This window comes from Streptococcus sanguinis, assembly GCF_050220005.1.
Lineage (GTDB): Bacteria > Bacillota > Bacilli > Lactobacillales > Streptococcaceae > Streptococcus > Streptococcus sanguinis_Z.
The window spans coordinates 1,459,698-1,473,986 of sequence record NZ_CP071413.1 but is presented as its reverse complement, the minus strand read 5'-3'; the positions used below and the strand labels follow the sequence as shown (position 1 = coordinate 1,473,986).

The following is a 14,289-nucleotide window of genomic DNA, read 5'->3' as shown; positions in this document are numbered from 1 at the left end:
ATGGAGAAAAATAAAGTCACCTTTGGTTTGCAGGATGTCCATTGGGCAGAAGTAACCAAAGAAGGAGATGATGGGGCGCTGACCTACGGGACAGTGGAGCGACTTAGGGGTGCCGCAGAGCTGACCTTGGAGCCACAAGGCGATTCTGGTTCATATAAAGCAGACAACATCAATTTTTATACGACAGAATCTAATGATGGCTATGAAGGAACTCTGAAACTGGCTCTTTTGACACAGGAATTTTTGACCCGAGTGTTGGGAGAAACGATTGATGCCCAGAGTAAAGTCATCTCAGAAATTGCAAGCAGTGAGAAGAAAAACTTTGCTTTAATGTTTCGCTTTGAAGGGGATAAGAAAGAAACGCTCCATGTGCTCTATTATTGTTATGCAAGCCGGCCAACAGTAGCTTCTAAAACAAAGAGCGGTTCAGACATCAATGAAGTGGAATTGAAATTCAAAGCCAGTCCTCGGCCGCTTGATAAGCTAGTCCGTCGCAGGACCACAGAGGATACCCCAGAAGATGTCAAAAAGACTTGGTTCGCAAAAGTCTATGAACCAACTGTGAAACCAGGAGGTTAATCATGAGGAAAACGATTCAGTTATCAGGTAAGAACATTGAGCTAGCTAGTAATGCTTACACACCGATTGCCTATAAAAAAGAATTTGGGAAAGATTATTTTCAGGATCTGTTTCAAATGTTGCAGGCAGAGTCGATTCTAAAAAAAGCTGAACAGCTAGAAGAAGGCAAAACTTTATCTGCATCGGATGTGGATATGAGCATGTTAGCGGATTTTGATATGACGTTTTTCCACCGGATCTTTTGGGTTTTTGCCAAATCAGCTAACCCATCTATTGAACCTTTTGAAGAGTTCTTTATGGGCTTAGAAGAATTTCCGCTTCAAACAGTAGGACCGGTTCTGATGGAATTGTTAAATCAAGGAATGACCACCAGAAAAAAGTCGATGCGTCGGAAGAAGCGAGTAGCGAAACCTTCACGGTAGAATCCTATCTTCACTGTTGTAAAGAGACAGGACTATCCATGTCAGATTTAAAAGAGATAACGATTGGCATGGCCTTGGACTATCAGACAGACTATGTGGAAGTGCGTACTAAAGAAGCAGATAGAACTCGCAAGGCTACGCAGGTAGACTTTGATAATTTTTGATGTGGTGGTAAGGAGGTGACGGTATGGCTGGAACGATTAAAGGAATCACAATTGAAATTGGAGGCGATACCCAGCCCTTACAAAAAGCTCTAAAAGGGGTGAACCACGAAGCCTTAGAAGCAAGCCGAGAGCTGAGACAAATTGATAAGGCACTAAAATTTGACACAGGCAATGTCACTCTCTTAACTCAGAAACAAGAGGTTTTAGCCAAGCAAGTTCAAACAACCAAAGAGAAGCTAGAGACACTACGTCAAGCCCAATCTCAGGTAGAAGCTCAGTTTCAAAGCGGGAAAATCGGAGCTGATCAGTATCGGGCTTTTCAAAGAGAGGTCGAAATCACTCAGAACACTCTCAAAAGCTATGAAAATAAGCTAGAGGGTGTCAACCGAGCTTTGGAGCAAAATGGCTCCAGTGTCACCAGCAACAAAAGTAAACTAGCTGCTTTAGGAGCTGAACAAAATCAACTAGCATCAGAGAGTGAGAAAGTCGCTTCCTCCTTTAAGTTGCAAGAAAGTCAGCTAGGTCGTAATGCCAGTGAATCTGAAAAACTGGCCCTTGCTCAGAAAAAGGTTGCGGCTCAGTCAGAGATTGTCGAGAAACAGATTGCCAATTTAGAACGACAGTTAGAGTTGACCAAGGCTGAATACGGTGAGAACTCAGTTGAAGCCAATAAGCTAGAGAAGTCTCTCAATGAAACCAAGACGGCTTATCATCATTTGCAAAATGAGATGGGCAGCATGAGTGGGGCAAGTGATAATGCCAACCACAGCTTAGCAGAAACTAACAATCTACTAAGGTCTGAGATTCTAGCCAACTTCAGTGAAAAACTGAGCGAAATCAGTCAGAAACTGATTGACTTCGGAAAAGCAACACTGGAAGCTTTTCGGGAAGTGGACGAAGGGATGGATATCATCGTCACCAAAACTGGTGCCAGTGGAAAAGCGCTGGATGAGATGACAGATATTGCAAAAGGTCTTGCGACTGAAATTCCAACGGACTTTCAAACAGTGGGCAGTGCTGTTGGTGAGCTTAATACCCAATTTGGGTTGACTGGTGATGCCTTAAAGGACGCTTCTGCGACTTTGATTAAGTATGCGGAAATTAATGGTTCGGACGTGACGGAATCAGCCATTTCCGCAAAACAAGCCATTGAAGCATATGGACTTGAGACGAGTGATTTAAATCGGGTCTTAGATACCGTCACTTATACGGCCCAGGCGACTGGTGTCAGTGTTCAGGATTTGATGACCAAAGCCATTCAAGGTGCTCCACAAATTAAGGCTTTAGGACTTTCGTTTGATGAGGGTGTTGCTCTTATGGGGCAGTTTGAAAAAAGTGGGGTCGATTCTTCGGCTGCTCTTTCTTCCCTCTCCAAAGCAGCAGTCAACTATGCGGCTAAGGGCAAGACACTGAGTGAAGGCTTAAGAGAAACGGTTGAACAAATCCGAAACAGCACTAGTGAAACGGAAGCCTTAACGCTTGCATCCAGTATCTTTGGTACTAAAGCTGCTCCACGGATGGTGGATGCCATTAAGCGGGGGGCTCTATCTTTTGATGGTTTAGCAGGAACCGCAGAAAAAGCAAAGGGAGTGGTTGCATCCACCTATGAAGCAACGCTTGACCCTATCGATCAGTTCACGCTTGCACAAAATGCAGCTAAAGAGGCCATGGCCGAAGTTGGAGGAGCGATTGCAGAAACCCTAGCTCCGTTTCTTCAACAACTTGTTCCGCTTTTAAAAAGTGTTGCGGAATTGTTCGTGAATCTTCCGGAACCTGTGCGGGAGTTCATTCTGGTTTTGGGTGGACTGGTGACTGTTGCGGGTATTCTCTTACCCATTATTGTGGCCTTACAAGCTGCAGCTTTAGCTCTTGGGACGACGATTGGAGGAATGTTAGCTGCGGCTGCTCCGATTGTAGGGATTGTTCTTGCGGTTATAGCAGCTGTTGCTTTATTGGTCATTGGCATTAAGGAACTGTGGGAACATAATGAAGCTTTCAGAGCAGCTATTACGGATGCTTGGAATGCTATCTATTCAGCTATTTCTTTCATCGTTCAGCAAGTTGTGGACTTTGTGATGGAGATTTGGGGAACTTTGGTTTCTTGGTGGCAGGAAAATCACCAGTTGATTCAAGATGCTGCAACAACAGTCTGGAATGCCATTTCGACGGTAATCACCACCATTATGGATTTAATTGGCCCTTATCTAACAGCCGTTTGGGAGAATATCAAACTCGTTGTCACAACAGCCTGGGATATTATCAAGACGATAATAGAAACCATCCTAAATGTTATTCTTAGCATTATCACATTGGTCATGCAGGTGATCACTGGGGATTGGTCTGGTGCCTGGGAAACCATTAAGCAAATTGTATCTACCGTATGGGAAGGGATTCAGTCCATCATTGGCACCATTCTTAATGCCATCTGGCAATTTATAGTGAATAGCTGGAACGGTATCAGAGATAGTGTTTCAAATATTCTATCAGCCCTTTCTTCTTTATTTTCATCCATTTGGAATGCCATTCAATCCACGGTGACAGGGATTGTTCAGGGGATTGCAAGCACACTATCCAATATCTGGAATGGGATCTTGCAGACCATATCAAATGTCCTAAACAACATCTTCTCAACTGTTCGAAATATTTGGGATGGAATCAAAAATGCCATTTCTGGAGCGATTGATGGGGCTAAAAATGCCGTATCCTCTGCAATCAATGTCATAAAGAATCTCTTTAATTTTCATATCTCTTGGCCGCATATTCCATTGCCGCACTTTAGTGTCAGTGGATCCGCTAATCCGCTTGATTGGTTAAAGGGGGATATTCCACGGATTGGGATTGAATGGTATGCCAAGGGTGGGATTTTAACCAAGCCAACCATCTTTGGCCTAAATGGTACGAATCTCTTAGCAGGAGGGGAGGCAGGCAGAGAAGCGGTTCTTCCCTTAAACAGAGAAACATTGGGTCAGATTGGTCGTGGAATTGCTTCTACCTTGGATGCTCTGCCACAGATTACCATTACGATTTCAGATGTTGTAATCAGAGAAGAAGCGGATTTAGAACGCTTGGCAGAACATGTAGCAGGAAGATTGGCAGATGAACTCGCTAGGCAAAAACAACTGAAAGGATTGGGAACATGATTCGATACAATGAATTAGTCATTGATGGAGTGCATACTTCTTCGTTTCCTTTTAAGGTAATAGTGGAAAACAGTCCACCGATTGTCATGAAAAGCAGCAAGACTCAGCTCCTTGAGCATAGAGGTATCAGTGGTGCCGTCGTGGAAACCAACAAGCATCGCAATGTGATGGAGTTAGGTTTTAAAATTTATGTAGTCAAACCAAGTGAAGACCAACTCTTCCAGTTTTTGACACTCTTTTCTAAAGAACAGTTTTGGCTGGAGAGTGAGCAGTTGAAGACAGTCCGGCTTTGGTGCTATAAGGTCCTTGTTTCAAAAATGATAAAGGACAAGCACGGAGTTTATGAGATGGAAGCGACTTTTCAATGCCATCCCACAAAGTTCTTTAAAGATACAGATAGTCAGTCATTCACTCAAAATGGTGCTTTGAGAACTGCGGGTTCGGCTTTGGCTTTTCCCAAATTGACAATAGTTGGAAACAACTCTAGTGAAACCAGTTTTACGGTTGGCAGTCAGGTTATTCGTTTGGAGAAAATAGAGTCTGGTGAAACACTGGTGATGGATAACAACCCTGCCAAACCAAGTTTTAGAACCTTATCGGGTAAACGAGTCAAGTGGTCTGGTGACTTTTTGACGATTGACCCTTCAAAAGATAAAACAGTGGGCGTCGTATTGGGAACTGGGATTCAGTCCATTCGTTTTGAGATTGTCTGGGGGTGGGCTTAATGCTTTATTTATTGGATAAGGAAGTACGGACCGTTAAATGGAACGGTATTCCTCTTTATGAAGCCCTATCTGCTAAGGTAAAGGAAACCTTGAATGGAGATTTTACCTTAACCCTCAAGTATCCTATAACGGACAGCCATCTTTATCGTCTGTTGAAGGTAGATAAACTCATTAAGGCTCCTGTACCTGAACTGGGAGAACAGCTGTTTCGGATTAAGAAACCAGTTGAGATGGATGAACATGTGGAGGTACTATGCTATCACATTACGGATGATGTCATGCAGCATTCCATTAAGCCAATTGGAAATTCTCAAGTAGGTTGTATGACGGCCTTGTCTAGCATGGTCCAGGCGGCTAAGACAAGTCTTGGGCCTTATTCTTTCACAAGTGATATTACCAAACGCAGGGATTTTAACACGACTGAGACAACTACGCTTTATAAGGTCCTGTTAGATGGTACTCATTCTATTGTAGGAACTTGGGAAGGGGAGCTCATTCGAGATAATTTCTCATTCTCCATTCAAGAGCACAGAGGAGAGAATCGTGGAGTCATTGTTACGACTCATCAGAATTTAAAAAACTACAAACGGAATAGAAGCTCACAAAATGTTGTGACCCGTATCCATGTCCATTCGACCTTTAAACCAGAAGGGGCTAAAGAAGAAAAAACGTTAACCGTGACGGTTGATAGTCCTTTACTTGATGCTTATCCTTATATCAACGAAAAAGAATTCACGAATAACAATCTTAAAACCCTTGAGGAATTGCGAAAATGGGGTGAGAGTAAATTCTATCATGATAAGATTGACCGAGAGCAAGATGCCATTGTGATAGAAGCTTATGAGCTAGATGGTCAAACGGTTCATTTAGCCGACTGGATTACTCTAAAGAGCAGAAAACACCATGTAGATGTCATCAAACAAGCAGTAGCTTATGAATATGATGCGCTGACTAAAGAATATATCTCATTAACCTTTGATGATACTGCAAAAGTAAGTAGCCATGGGAGCTCTTCAAATATAACTGCTGCAGCACATTCCATTTTGAATCTTGCTCAAGGCAGTCAAGAGTTGATGATTGAACGAGCCTTAGAAAATGCCAATCGAGCCTTTGATACAGCTTTTGAGAAGCAAGAGACTAGGGTATTAGATGGCATTGAAAAGGCAAAAGCAAAGGCAGAGGAAATTGCAGCTCAGACTCGTGATCAGATTCAGAGTTCGTTTACTGCTTTTACGAAAACGACAGAGTCGTCTCTTCATACGATTACTCAAAAGACGGAAGAAGCCTTAGGGAAGGTAGGAGCCACTCAGAAAGCTCTGAACAACGTCCAAGAAGTAACGAATCGAACAACAGCAGAGTTGAAAGTTTTTCAAACAGAAACTCTTCAGAAAATGGGAACTTTTGTCAGTAAGACAGAAGTCAAGCAGACTCTATCTGGACTTGAAACAACGCTCCAACAGGTTCAGGGGTATGTTTCAAAAGATGGAGAACGGCAGGAACGACTGGAGCAGTATGTACGGACGGAAACAGCCAATCAGGCCAGAACTGTCCGAGAGCAAGTGGCGATGGACTATGTCGCAAAAGTCTCCTATTCAGAAGATGTGAAAGGTTTGAATCGTCGCTTTGAGAATCTGCAGATTGGTGGGCGCAACTACATCCGTCATTATGATTTTGATGGTCTGTTGCCACTCTCGTCTAATGTATCAGAATGGAAGTTTGAACGGGTATCGGATACGAATGCCAAAAGTGGATACTATCTCAAAGCTACTTGTACCAAAGCAGGGAATGGTGGCTTTCATAAGCCCATTTTTGATTTAAGGGGGGCTGAATGGCAAGGGAAGAAAATGGTCTATTCGGCCGACATGAAATCGAGTCGGTCGGTAGTTGTTCGGTTTGGTTTTGAGACAGGTGGTGTTTCAACCGTGACACTTCAAACTGAATGGAATCGGTTTGTTCATCCTTTTACCGTGAAGTTTGAGAGATATTGGTCCTGGGTATGTTATTCGAATGGCTGGCTTGTTGGTGATGTTCTTTATATTCGGGATCCACAATTGGAAGATGGGACAATTGCGACGACACCGAGTCCAGCTCCAGAGGATGACCGGCAGTACACAGAAACCAAGATTGCCTCCTATTCTCAAACAGTGGAGGGACGCTTTTCAGAAATTTTGCAGGCAGTCAATGGCAAAACCAGCAGCAGTGACTTTCAAAAGGTTCAGGAAACAGTTAATCTGTACTCACGGCTCATTGGCTCAAAGGAAGACAGTGTCAAACATAACTTGGCCCAGATTGTCCTGACAGATTCTTCCTATGTGACCAAGGTGACGGATTTGACCCAGAGAGTTTCTACTGTTCAAACTCAGCTCGCAAACAGTTGGTCGGTTCAGCATTTGACTTCAAGTGGGGCAGTACTAAACAGTTTGAATCTATTAGCGAATGGAGTAAATCATATCCATGGTAGACTCACTCATATCACAGGACAAACTTTAATTGACCATGCTGTGATTAAGTCTGCCATGGTGGATAAGTTAAAGACAGCCAACTTTGAATCGGGATCAGTCACAACCGCAATCTTAAGTGCAGAAGCAGTAACGGCTGAGAAACTGAAAGTAGATGATGCCTTGTTTAACAAGCTATCTGCGACCGAAGCTTATCTGAGGAAGCTTTTCTCAAAGCAGGCATTCATCAGCCAGGTGCAGTCGGTAACTTTATCTGCGAACAAGATATCAGGTGGTATCCTAACAGCCATTAACCGAGCTATGGAAATCAGTCTCAATGCGGGTCAAATTTTGTATTATACAGACCAAGCTGCCTTGAAACGAGTTCTGACTGGTTATCCAACCCAGTTTATTAAGTTTGCGACAGGGAATGTCGATGGCAAAGGAAGGGCTGGTGTGACAGTTATTGGGTCTAATCGCTATGGCAGTGAAAGCTCAAATGATAGTGGCTTTGTCGGTATTCGAGCTTGGAATGGGTACAATATTGATTCACTTGATCTGGTTGGGGATGAATTGTCCTTTGCCAGTTCTGCCTATGATAATAAAGATGGTTGGGTCATGACTACAACAGGAAAACTTCAACTGCGTCCGAGCAGGAAACAGGACAGAAGGGATTCAACCATTAATACAGGCGATGTTTGGCTCTATTTAGATACAAGCGGTAATTATGTTTCACTTCACGAGGTATTACTACGGATGTCTAATAGCATTGGGGCGCTCTATGAATACAGGGCTAGCCATAGTGAAGGGCATCCAGCCTGGTGGGATACCAGAAACTTAGTGGGACATTTATAAGAAAGGAAACAAATGAACCCAGAAGAAATTAATCAGGCTCTTCGTTTGACTATTGAAGAGCTGACCAGAAAGCTGGCTGATGAGGTAACATCAAAGAACCTCTTAGCCATTCAATTGACGCAGAAAGAGGAAGTTTACCAAGTTCTCTTTCAGAAGAAAGAAGAATTGGAAGCTAATCTCAAAGAAGCAACTACACCATTAAAAATAGATGGAGGAAAGAAAGATGGAAGAAAAGGAATTACTACCTGATCTAAGTAGAATTACAGAACCTTTTGATTTGGTGGCGGCACTCACTTATATGCGCGAGAATGGTGAGTTCATTCGCTGCAAGAGTGAGGGGGAGGATTTTTATATGTACCGAGAAGTACAAAAGCGTCCCGTGATTAAAGAAGGTCGACGTCAGTTGATGGAAGTCGAAACAGTAGGAACTCTTACTCAGTGGGGTGCGACAGTCTCTACCATTAATCTGGCTGAATTATTTCATAAAAACTTTTATATCATGCAATTTGATGAAAAAGGAAATCCAGACTGGAGAGAACCTCATAGAAAGGAAAATGCATCATGAAGCAGTTAATTTTTGCGAATAAAGTCTTGTTTACCACAGTAGGAGGACTTTTAGGAAGTGTTTTTGGTGATTGGGATGGTTTTATTTTTGCCTTGATTGTCTTCATATCTATTGATTATATTAGTGGGTTGATGGCAGCCATTGTTGAGAAGAAACTTTCCAGTGCAGTTGGTTTTCGAGGACTGTTTAAAAAAGTCATCATCTTGATGTTAGTGGCCATGGGGCAGATTATTGATACCCATATTCTAAAACAGGGCGGCATCGTCCGAACTGCTATTATTTTCTATTACTTGTCTAACGAGGGGCTCAGTATTATAGAAAATGCAGCACGGATTGGTCTGCCAGTTCCAGAGAAACTCAAACAAACTTTGAAACAATTAAAATCGGAGGAAAAATAAGATGGCATTATTTGGAGTAGATATCAGTGAACACAATGGCTTTATTGATTTTGATCAGTTGAAAAACAATGTTGACTTTGTCATTATCCGTTCGTCTTGGGGTAGCTTTGCGGAAGATTTACGAGCCCGGAGGAACGCATCTGAATGTGAACGGGTTGGTATTCCTTATGGCTTTTACCATTACAGTTATGCTCGAAACTTGGGAGAAGCACAAGCTGAGGTCAATGCATTTTTGAACTTTGCAGGACAGTTCCATCCCAGCATGCCTCTTTACATTGATATGGAAGATGCGGACGGCTGGAAAGCCAACAATGGAGGTGTCTCTTGGGAGACTTCTACGGCTATTTGTCAACTGTTTTGTGACAATGTAGAAGCCGCTGGTTACTGGGCTGGTGTGTATGCGAGCCTGTACTGGTTCCAGAATATGGGCGACTTATCCCGCTATACGAATTGGGTAGCTCAGTGGCAGGTAGCTGCTTGTTCTGTTACAACAGATATTTGGCAGTTTACCAGTGACGGAGTTGTTGGCGGTATCAGTGGTCGAGTGGATTCCAACTATATGTATAGGGATTTGCGTTCTGTTTATACCGGACAGGTACCAGAACCTCGGTCAGAAGTTCCGCAACAAGCAACAGCCCCAGTGTCGACTGGGACTTACACGGTTCAAGAGGGGGATACCCTATCAGCTATTGCGTCTCTTTATGGAACAAGTTATCAGGAATTAGCGGCAATCAATGGGATTGACAATCCTGACTTGATTTATCCGGGGCAAGTTTTGCAGGTTACGGGAAGTGCTCAAGTATCCAGTACTACCACCTATACCGTTGAAAACGGAGATACGCTTTCCGCTATTGCAGCTATGTACGGCACGAACTACCAGTACTTAGCGGCTATCAATGGAATTGAGAATCCGGATTTGATTTATCCCGGTCAAGTGTTACGAATTGAATAATCCATCAAGGTCTGTGTGGTTGTCCATGCAGGCCTTTTACATAGACAGCATTTCAACTAGAAAAATGCTTGAATGAGTGGGCTGAATACTTGATAAATTTAGCCTTTAGAGTGATATATAGTAAGGAAGAAAGGAGAATGGGATGAAGCCAGGAAAGATAAGAGTTTGTGCCTATGCGCGGGTTTCAACCATGACAGAAAAACAGCAGGATTCCCTCACTAATCAGCAAGCCTACTATAATCATTTTTTTAAAAATAAAAAAGATGTCGAGTTTGTCGGAGTTTATTATGATCAGGGGATTTCTGGAAAACTGGCCAAGCGTCCAGGCTTTCAGCAGATGTTGGAAGATTGTAGGGCGGGAAAGATTGATGTCATTCATACTAAGTCCATTTCTCGCTTTGCCAGAAACACTGAGTTATTACTTGCAGTAAGCCGGGAACTGAAAACTATTCAAGTGGATATCTTCTTTGAAGAACAAAATCTCCATACCTTATCAAACGAAGGAGAGGTCATGCTTACGGTTCTGGCTAGCTATGCAGAAGAAGAACTGCGCAACATGAGTGAGAACCAACGGTGGGCTTTTCAGAAGAAGTTCCAGCGAGGAGAGCTAGTGATTAACACTAAGCGCTTCTTAGGCTATGACAAGGATGAGAATGGCGAGTTAATCATCAATCCTGAAGAAGCTAAAATCGTCAAACGGATTTATAACCTTTATTTATCTGGTATGGGAGTTCATGTTATCGCAAAGCTATTCAATGAAGAGGAAGTTCCTACAGTAGACGGTGGGCGATGGTATTCAAGCACCATTACCAATATTCTAAAAAACGAAAAGTATAAGGGAGATGCAATCCTACAAAAATACTATTTTGCGGAAATCAAGGCCAAGCAACGGCTCAACAAAGGTCAGGTGCAGCAGTACCTGATTACAGATAACCATGAAGCTATTGTATCCAGAGAAGATTGGGAAGCCGTTCAAAAGCGTCTGAAACAGAATAGAAAGGCAAACCTAAGCATCGATTACAATCGGCGATATCCTTTGAGTGGCTTATTGAAATGCGAGCATTGTGGCTCTACTTTAAAACGGCAGAAGTACTACAAAGGAAAGGTTGTGTGGGCCTGTAGTAAGTACATCCGAGAAGGGAAGGTCGCCTGCATCGGCATGCGCGTGCCTGATAGTGTGGTTCAAGAATGGCATGTGACAACACCGACCATTGTAAAGGAGGAGATCATCAATGGCAAAAAACATTACTGTTATTCCAGCAACGAAAACGATTCACGTGGAAACAGAGAAGCAGGTTCAGAAAATCAGAATGGCGGCTTATTGTCGAGTGTCTACCGACCAAGACGAACAGCTATCAAGTTATGAGAATCAAGTTCGGTATTATCGGGAATACATTAACCAGAATCCCTTGTATGAGCTAGTAGGCATCTATGCGGATGAGGGGATTTCAGGAACCAACACTAAGAAACGTACCGAGTTTAATCGCCTGATTTCGGATTGCCGGCAAGGGAAGGTCGATCGGATCATTGTCAAGTCCATTAGCCGCTTTTTCAGAAACACGCTCGACTGCTTGAAGTATGTGAGGGAGTTAAAGGAACTGGGGATTGGGGTCACCTTTGAAAAAGAGAATATCGACAGCCTTGATGCCAAGGGGGAGGTGCTCTTGACGATTCTGTCCTCCCTCGCTCAAGATGAATCCCGATCCATTTCAGAAAATGCGACCTGGGGGATCCGCAAGAAGTTTGAGCGAGGGGAGGTTAGGGTGAATACGAAAAAGTTTGTAGGGTATGATAAGGGAGAGGATGGGAACCTCGTCATCAACCCGCAGCAAGCCAAAATAGTCAGAAGAATCTTCCACGACTTTTTAGAAGGGGAATCACCGGAAAGTATAGCGAAAACCTTAAGAGAAGAAAGGGTTCCTGGCTGGACCGGCAAGCCCAACTGGTACCCTAGTAGCATCCAGAAGATGCTTCAAAATGAGAAGTATAAAGGTGATGTGCTCCTCCAGAAAACCTATACGGTTGATTTTCTAACCAAGAAGCGCAGTGCGAATAAAGGGCAGGTAAATCAGTATTATATTGAAGGGAACCATGAAGCCATTATTGCCCCAAAGGAGTGGGAGTTGGTACAACTAGAGATGGAGCGAAGAAAGCAGTATCGAGAGCAATACGGGGTGAAAAACTACATCATTCAATGTGCCCAGAATCCCTTTATCAGTAAGGTCTATTGTAAAGAGTGTGGCGGGCAGTTTGGACGGAAGAACTGGACGACCAGTCGAGGAAAACGGCCGGTCTGGCAATGCAATAATCGCTATAAGATAAAAGGAATCCAGGGCTGCATTAACCGCCACATTGATGAAGAAACTCTCCAGCAGGCTTTTCTCAGAGCCTTAGAAATTTTGAGGGAAAACAAGGATCCGCTTTTAGAAAAATGGGCCAACTTTAGTGAGGATCAAAAGCTCGAGAAGTACCATTCGGAGCAACTGAAGAAACTAGTTGAGAGTGACAATACTGCATTTGATGGACGAAGGATGTGCCAGGTGTTAGAGAAAATAGCACTCGGGGAAGACGGCAGCATCAGCATTAAATTCTTAGAAGGAACAGAAGTAAGTTTTTAAGGCCATAGTAAGGAGAGGTTCTTGCTATGGCCTTTTTGTTTATTTGGTGCGCTTTTGTGATATAATACAGTTAGATTTGAGTATGATGTGATTATGGATAGAAACATTCCAGATTCTTCATTGTCAAGATACAGCGTATTTTGATAATGAAGAATCATAGAACTGGTTGGAGGTGGACTAATAATTATGGAAAAAGAGACTTATCGTCAGAGATTAAAAAGCTCTGAGTTTGAAGAAGTAATTACACCTATTTTTGATTTCTTTGAGCCCTTTATCAATCAAGAACCAAAATTTAAAGAGAGCATAAATGAAAATTATAACGATGAAGAAATACTGAACTATTATAATATGCTAATTGAGCAGAATATTGAAGTAAGAATTTCAGCTTTACGTAAAAAAGTTAGTACAGAAAAGTATGTAGCCATGAGAAGCTTTGTGCTATCTCTTCAACAAAATACAACTCAATTTTTATCCAATGAGAAGTACAGATCGAGAGTAAAATGGAAAAAGATTTTGAATTCCTATATAAATGTTTCGAGATTTGTTTTGGAAAACGAAAAAATACAACTTCTTTGGGATGGTTTTCCTGATGTTAGTCAACAATTAGTTGTTGCGATGAGTTTGATAGACCTAAAAGAAGACGATATAAAGGCAAATGACGAAATTGAAAAAATATGTGATTTGTTTAAAGATAATCCAAATGTAATAGTTGTCCCTATCCATGGATGTTCTACTGATGTTTTTAGAACTATTTTGGATAGATTTCCAACATTGAGTATGATTCACTTAGCAGGTCACACCTGTCAGAATTCACGGGGGCAGGTATTATTGAGTTTTGTAGATTCAAATATGACTTTTATGAGATTTTGCAATTTTATTTCTAACTATAGTTTCCATTGTTCATTTCTTAATTGTTGTTCAACTTCAGAATTTGTATCGGATTCATATTTACTGAATTCAGAACACTATATCTTACATAGAGGGGAAGTTTCTTCAACAGTAGCATATGACTTTGCTCAAAATTTCTATACAGTGATTTCAAGCGGTGGAGATTTGGACTATGCTTGGGACCTAGCTGTTTCAAATTGTAATGAGAACCCATTGAATTACCTACGGAGTACTATATGAAGGAGGTAGTCGGTGGTATGGCGAGTAATACTGAGAGAAATGGTATTCATAATTGTGGAAAGAAACAGTTAGATGCTTAGAGAGCAACCAGTTGATGACATAGTCATATGTTAGGTTATCTGCCAGCATTTAAAAATTGGCATGCATGACTATTTGAAAATGGATTTATTGCTGATGTACCAAATCCAATAAACGAGTTTGTAGCAAAGTTCTACGGAATTGGACCTATTTGAAAAACTCCATATTTAATTAGGGATAGTTGTAAGAGTAGAAGATGATGATAATTTACTACATTGTTATGGAAT

The 14,289-nt window shown here is 42.1% G+C and carries 13 protein-coding genes; all 13 read left to right on the top strand.

Features of this window, described 5'->3' with window-relative positions:
• The 13 genes from J1C86_RS07145 to J1C86_RS07085 all read left to right on the top strand — a co-directional run bounded on the left by J1C86_RS07145 (position 1) and on the right by J1C86_RS07085 (position 13,984).
• Positions 1–579: a major tail protein gene (locus tag J1C86_RS07145; RefSeq protein ID WP_000414381.1), complete on the top strand. Its 579-nt coding sequence runs from the start codon at positions 1–3 to the stop codon at positions 577–579.
• Between the two features lie 2 nt (positions 580–581).
• The gene (locus J1C86_RS07140) at positions 582–1,001 is read left to right on the top strand and encodes a hypothetical protein (protein ID WP_125409459.1); all 420 of its coding nucleotides are present in this window, start codon (positions 582–584) and stop codon (positions 999–1,001) included.
• Positions 1,002–1,039: 38 nt separating this feature from the next.
• On the top strand, positions 1,040–1,165 hold the full coding sequence (locus tag J1C86_RS07135) for a hypothetical protein (RefSeq protein WP_001281455.1): 126 nt from the start codon (positions 1,040–1,042) through the stop codon (positions 1,163–1,165).
• Positions 1,166–1,188: 23 nt separating this feature from the next.
• Positions 1,189–4,305 carry a phage tail tape measure protein gene (locus tag J1C86_RS07130; protein WP_125409457.1) on the top strand — a complete coding sequence of 1,039 codons (3,117 nt, stop codon included), beginning with the start codon at positions 1,189–1,191 and terminating at the stop codon, positions 4,303–4,305.
• Positions 4,302–5,030, top strand: coding sequence for a phage tail protein (locus tag J1C86_RS07125; RefSeq protein ID WP_125409455.1), 729 nt, complete (start codon positions 4,302–4,304; stop codon positions 5,028–5,030). The genes J1C86_RS07130 and J1C86_RS07125 overlap by 4 nt, the downstream gene beginning before the upstream one ends.
• A complete protein-coding gene (locus J1C86_RS07120) occupies positions 5,030–8,323 on the top strand; it encodes a phage tail spike protein (RefSeq protein WP_125409453.1) in 3,294 nt (1,097 codons plus the stop codon). Before J1C86_RS07125 ends, J1C86_RS07120 begins: the two co-directional genes overlap by 1 nt.
• 12 nt (positions 8,324–8,335) lie before the next feature.
• Entirely contained in the window at positions 8,336–8,572 is a 237-nt protein-coding gene (locus J1C86_RS07115) for a hypothetical protein (protein ID WP_125409451.1), read from the top strand.
• The gene (locus J1C86_RS07110) at positions 8,547–8,888 is read left to right on the top strand and encodes a hypothetical protein (RefSeq protein WP_125409449.1); all 342 of its coding nucleotides are present in this window, start codon (positions 8,547–8,549) and stop codon (positions 8,886–8,888) included. Before J1C86_RS07115 ends, J1C86_RS07110 begins: the two co-directional genes overlap by 26 nt.
• Positions 8,885–9,286: a phage holin family protein gene (locus J1C86_RS07105; RefSeq protein WP_125409447.1), complete on the top strand. Its 402-nt coding sequence runs from the start codon at positions 8,885–8,887 to the stop codon at positions 9,284–9,286. Before J1C86_RS07110 ends, J1C86_RS07105 begins: the two co-directional genes overlap by 4 nt.
• A 1-nt stretch (position 9,287) precedes the next feature.
• Positions 9,288–10,238, top strand: a complete 951-nt coding sequence (locus J1C86_RS07100; protein ID WP_125409445.1) for a LysM peptidoglycan-binding domain-containing protein — start codon at positions 9,288–9,290, stop codon at positions 10,236–10,238.
• Positions 10,239–10,380: 142 nt separating this feature from the next.
• Positions 10,381–11,604 carry a recombinase family protein gene (locus J1C86_RS07095; RefSeq protein WP_125409443.1) on the top strand — a complete coding sequence of 408 codons (1,224 nt, stop codon included), beginning with the start codon at positions 10,381–10,383 and terminating at the stop codon, positions 11,602–11,604.
• Positions 11,516–12,856 (top strand): recombinase family protein, encoded by a 1,341-nt coding sequence (locus J1C86_RS07090; RefSeq protein ID WP_427150830.1) that lies wholly within the window; start codon positions 11,516–11,518, stop codon positions 12,854–12,856. The genes J1C86_RS07095 and J1C86_RS07090 overlap by 89 nt, the downstream gene beginning before the upstream one ends.
• Positions 12,857–13,042: 186 nt before the next feature.
• Complete coding sequence (locus J1C86_RS07085) at positions 13,043–13,984, top strand: hypothetical protein (protein ID WP_125409441.1); 942 nt, start codon at positions 13,043–13,045, stop codon at positions 13,982–13,984.
• Positions 13,985–14,289: the final 305 nt, after the last annotated feature.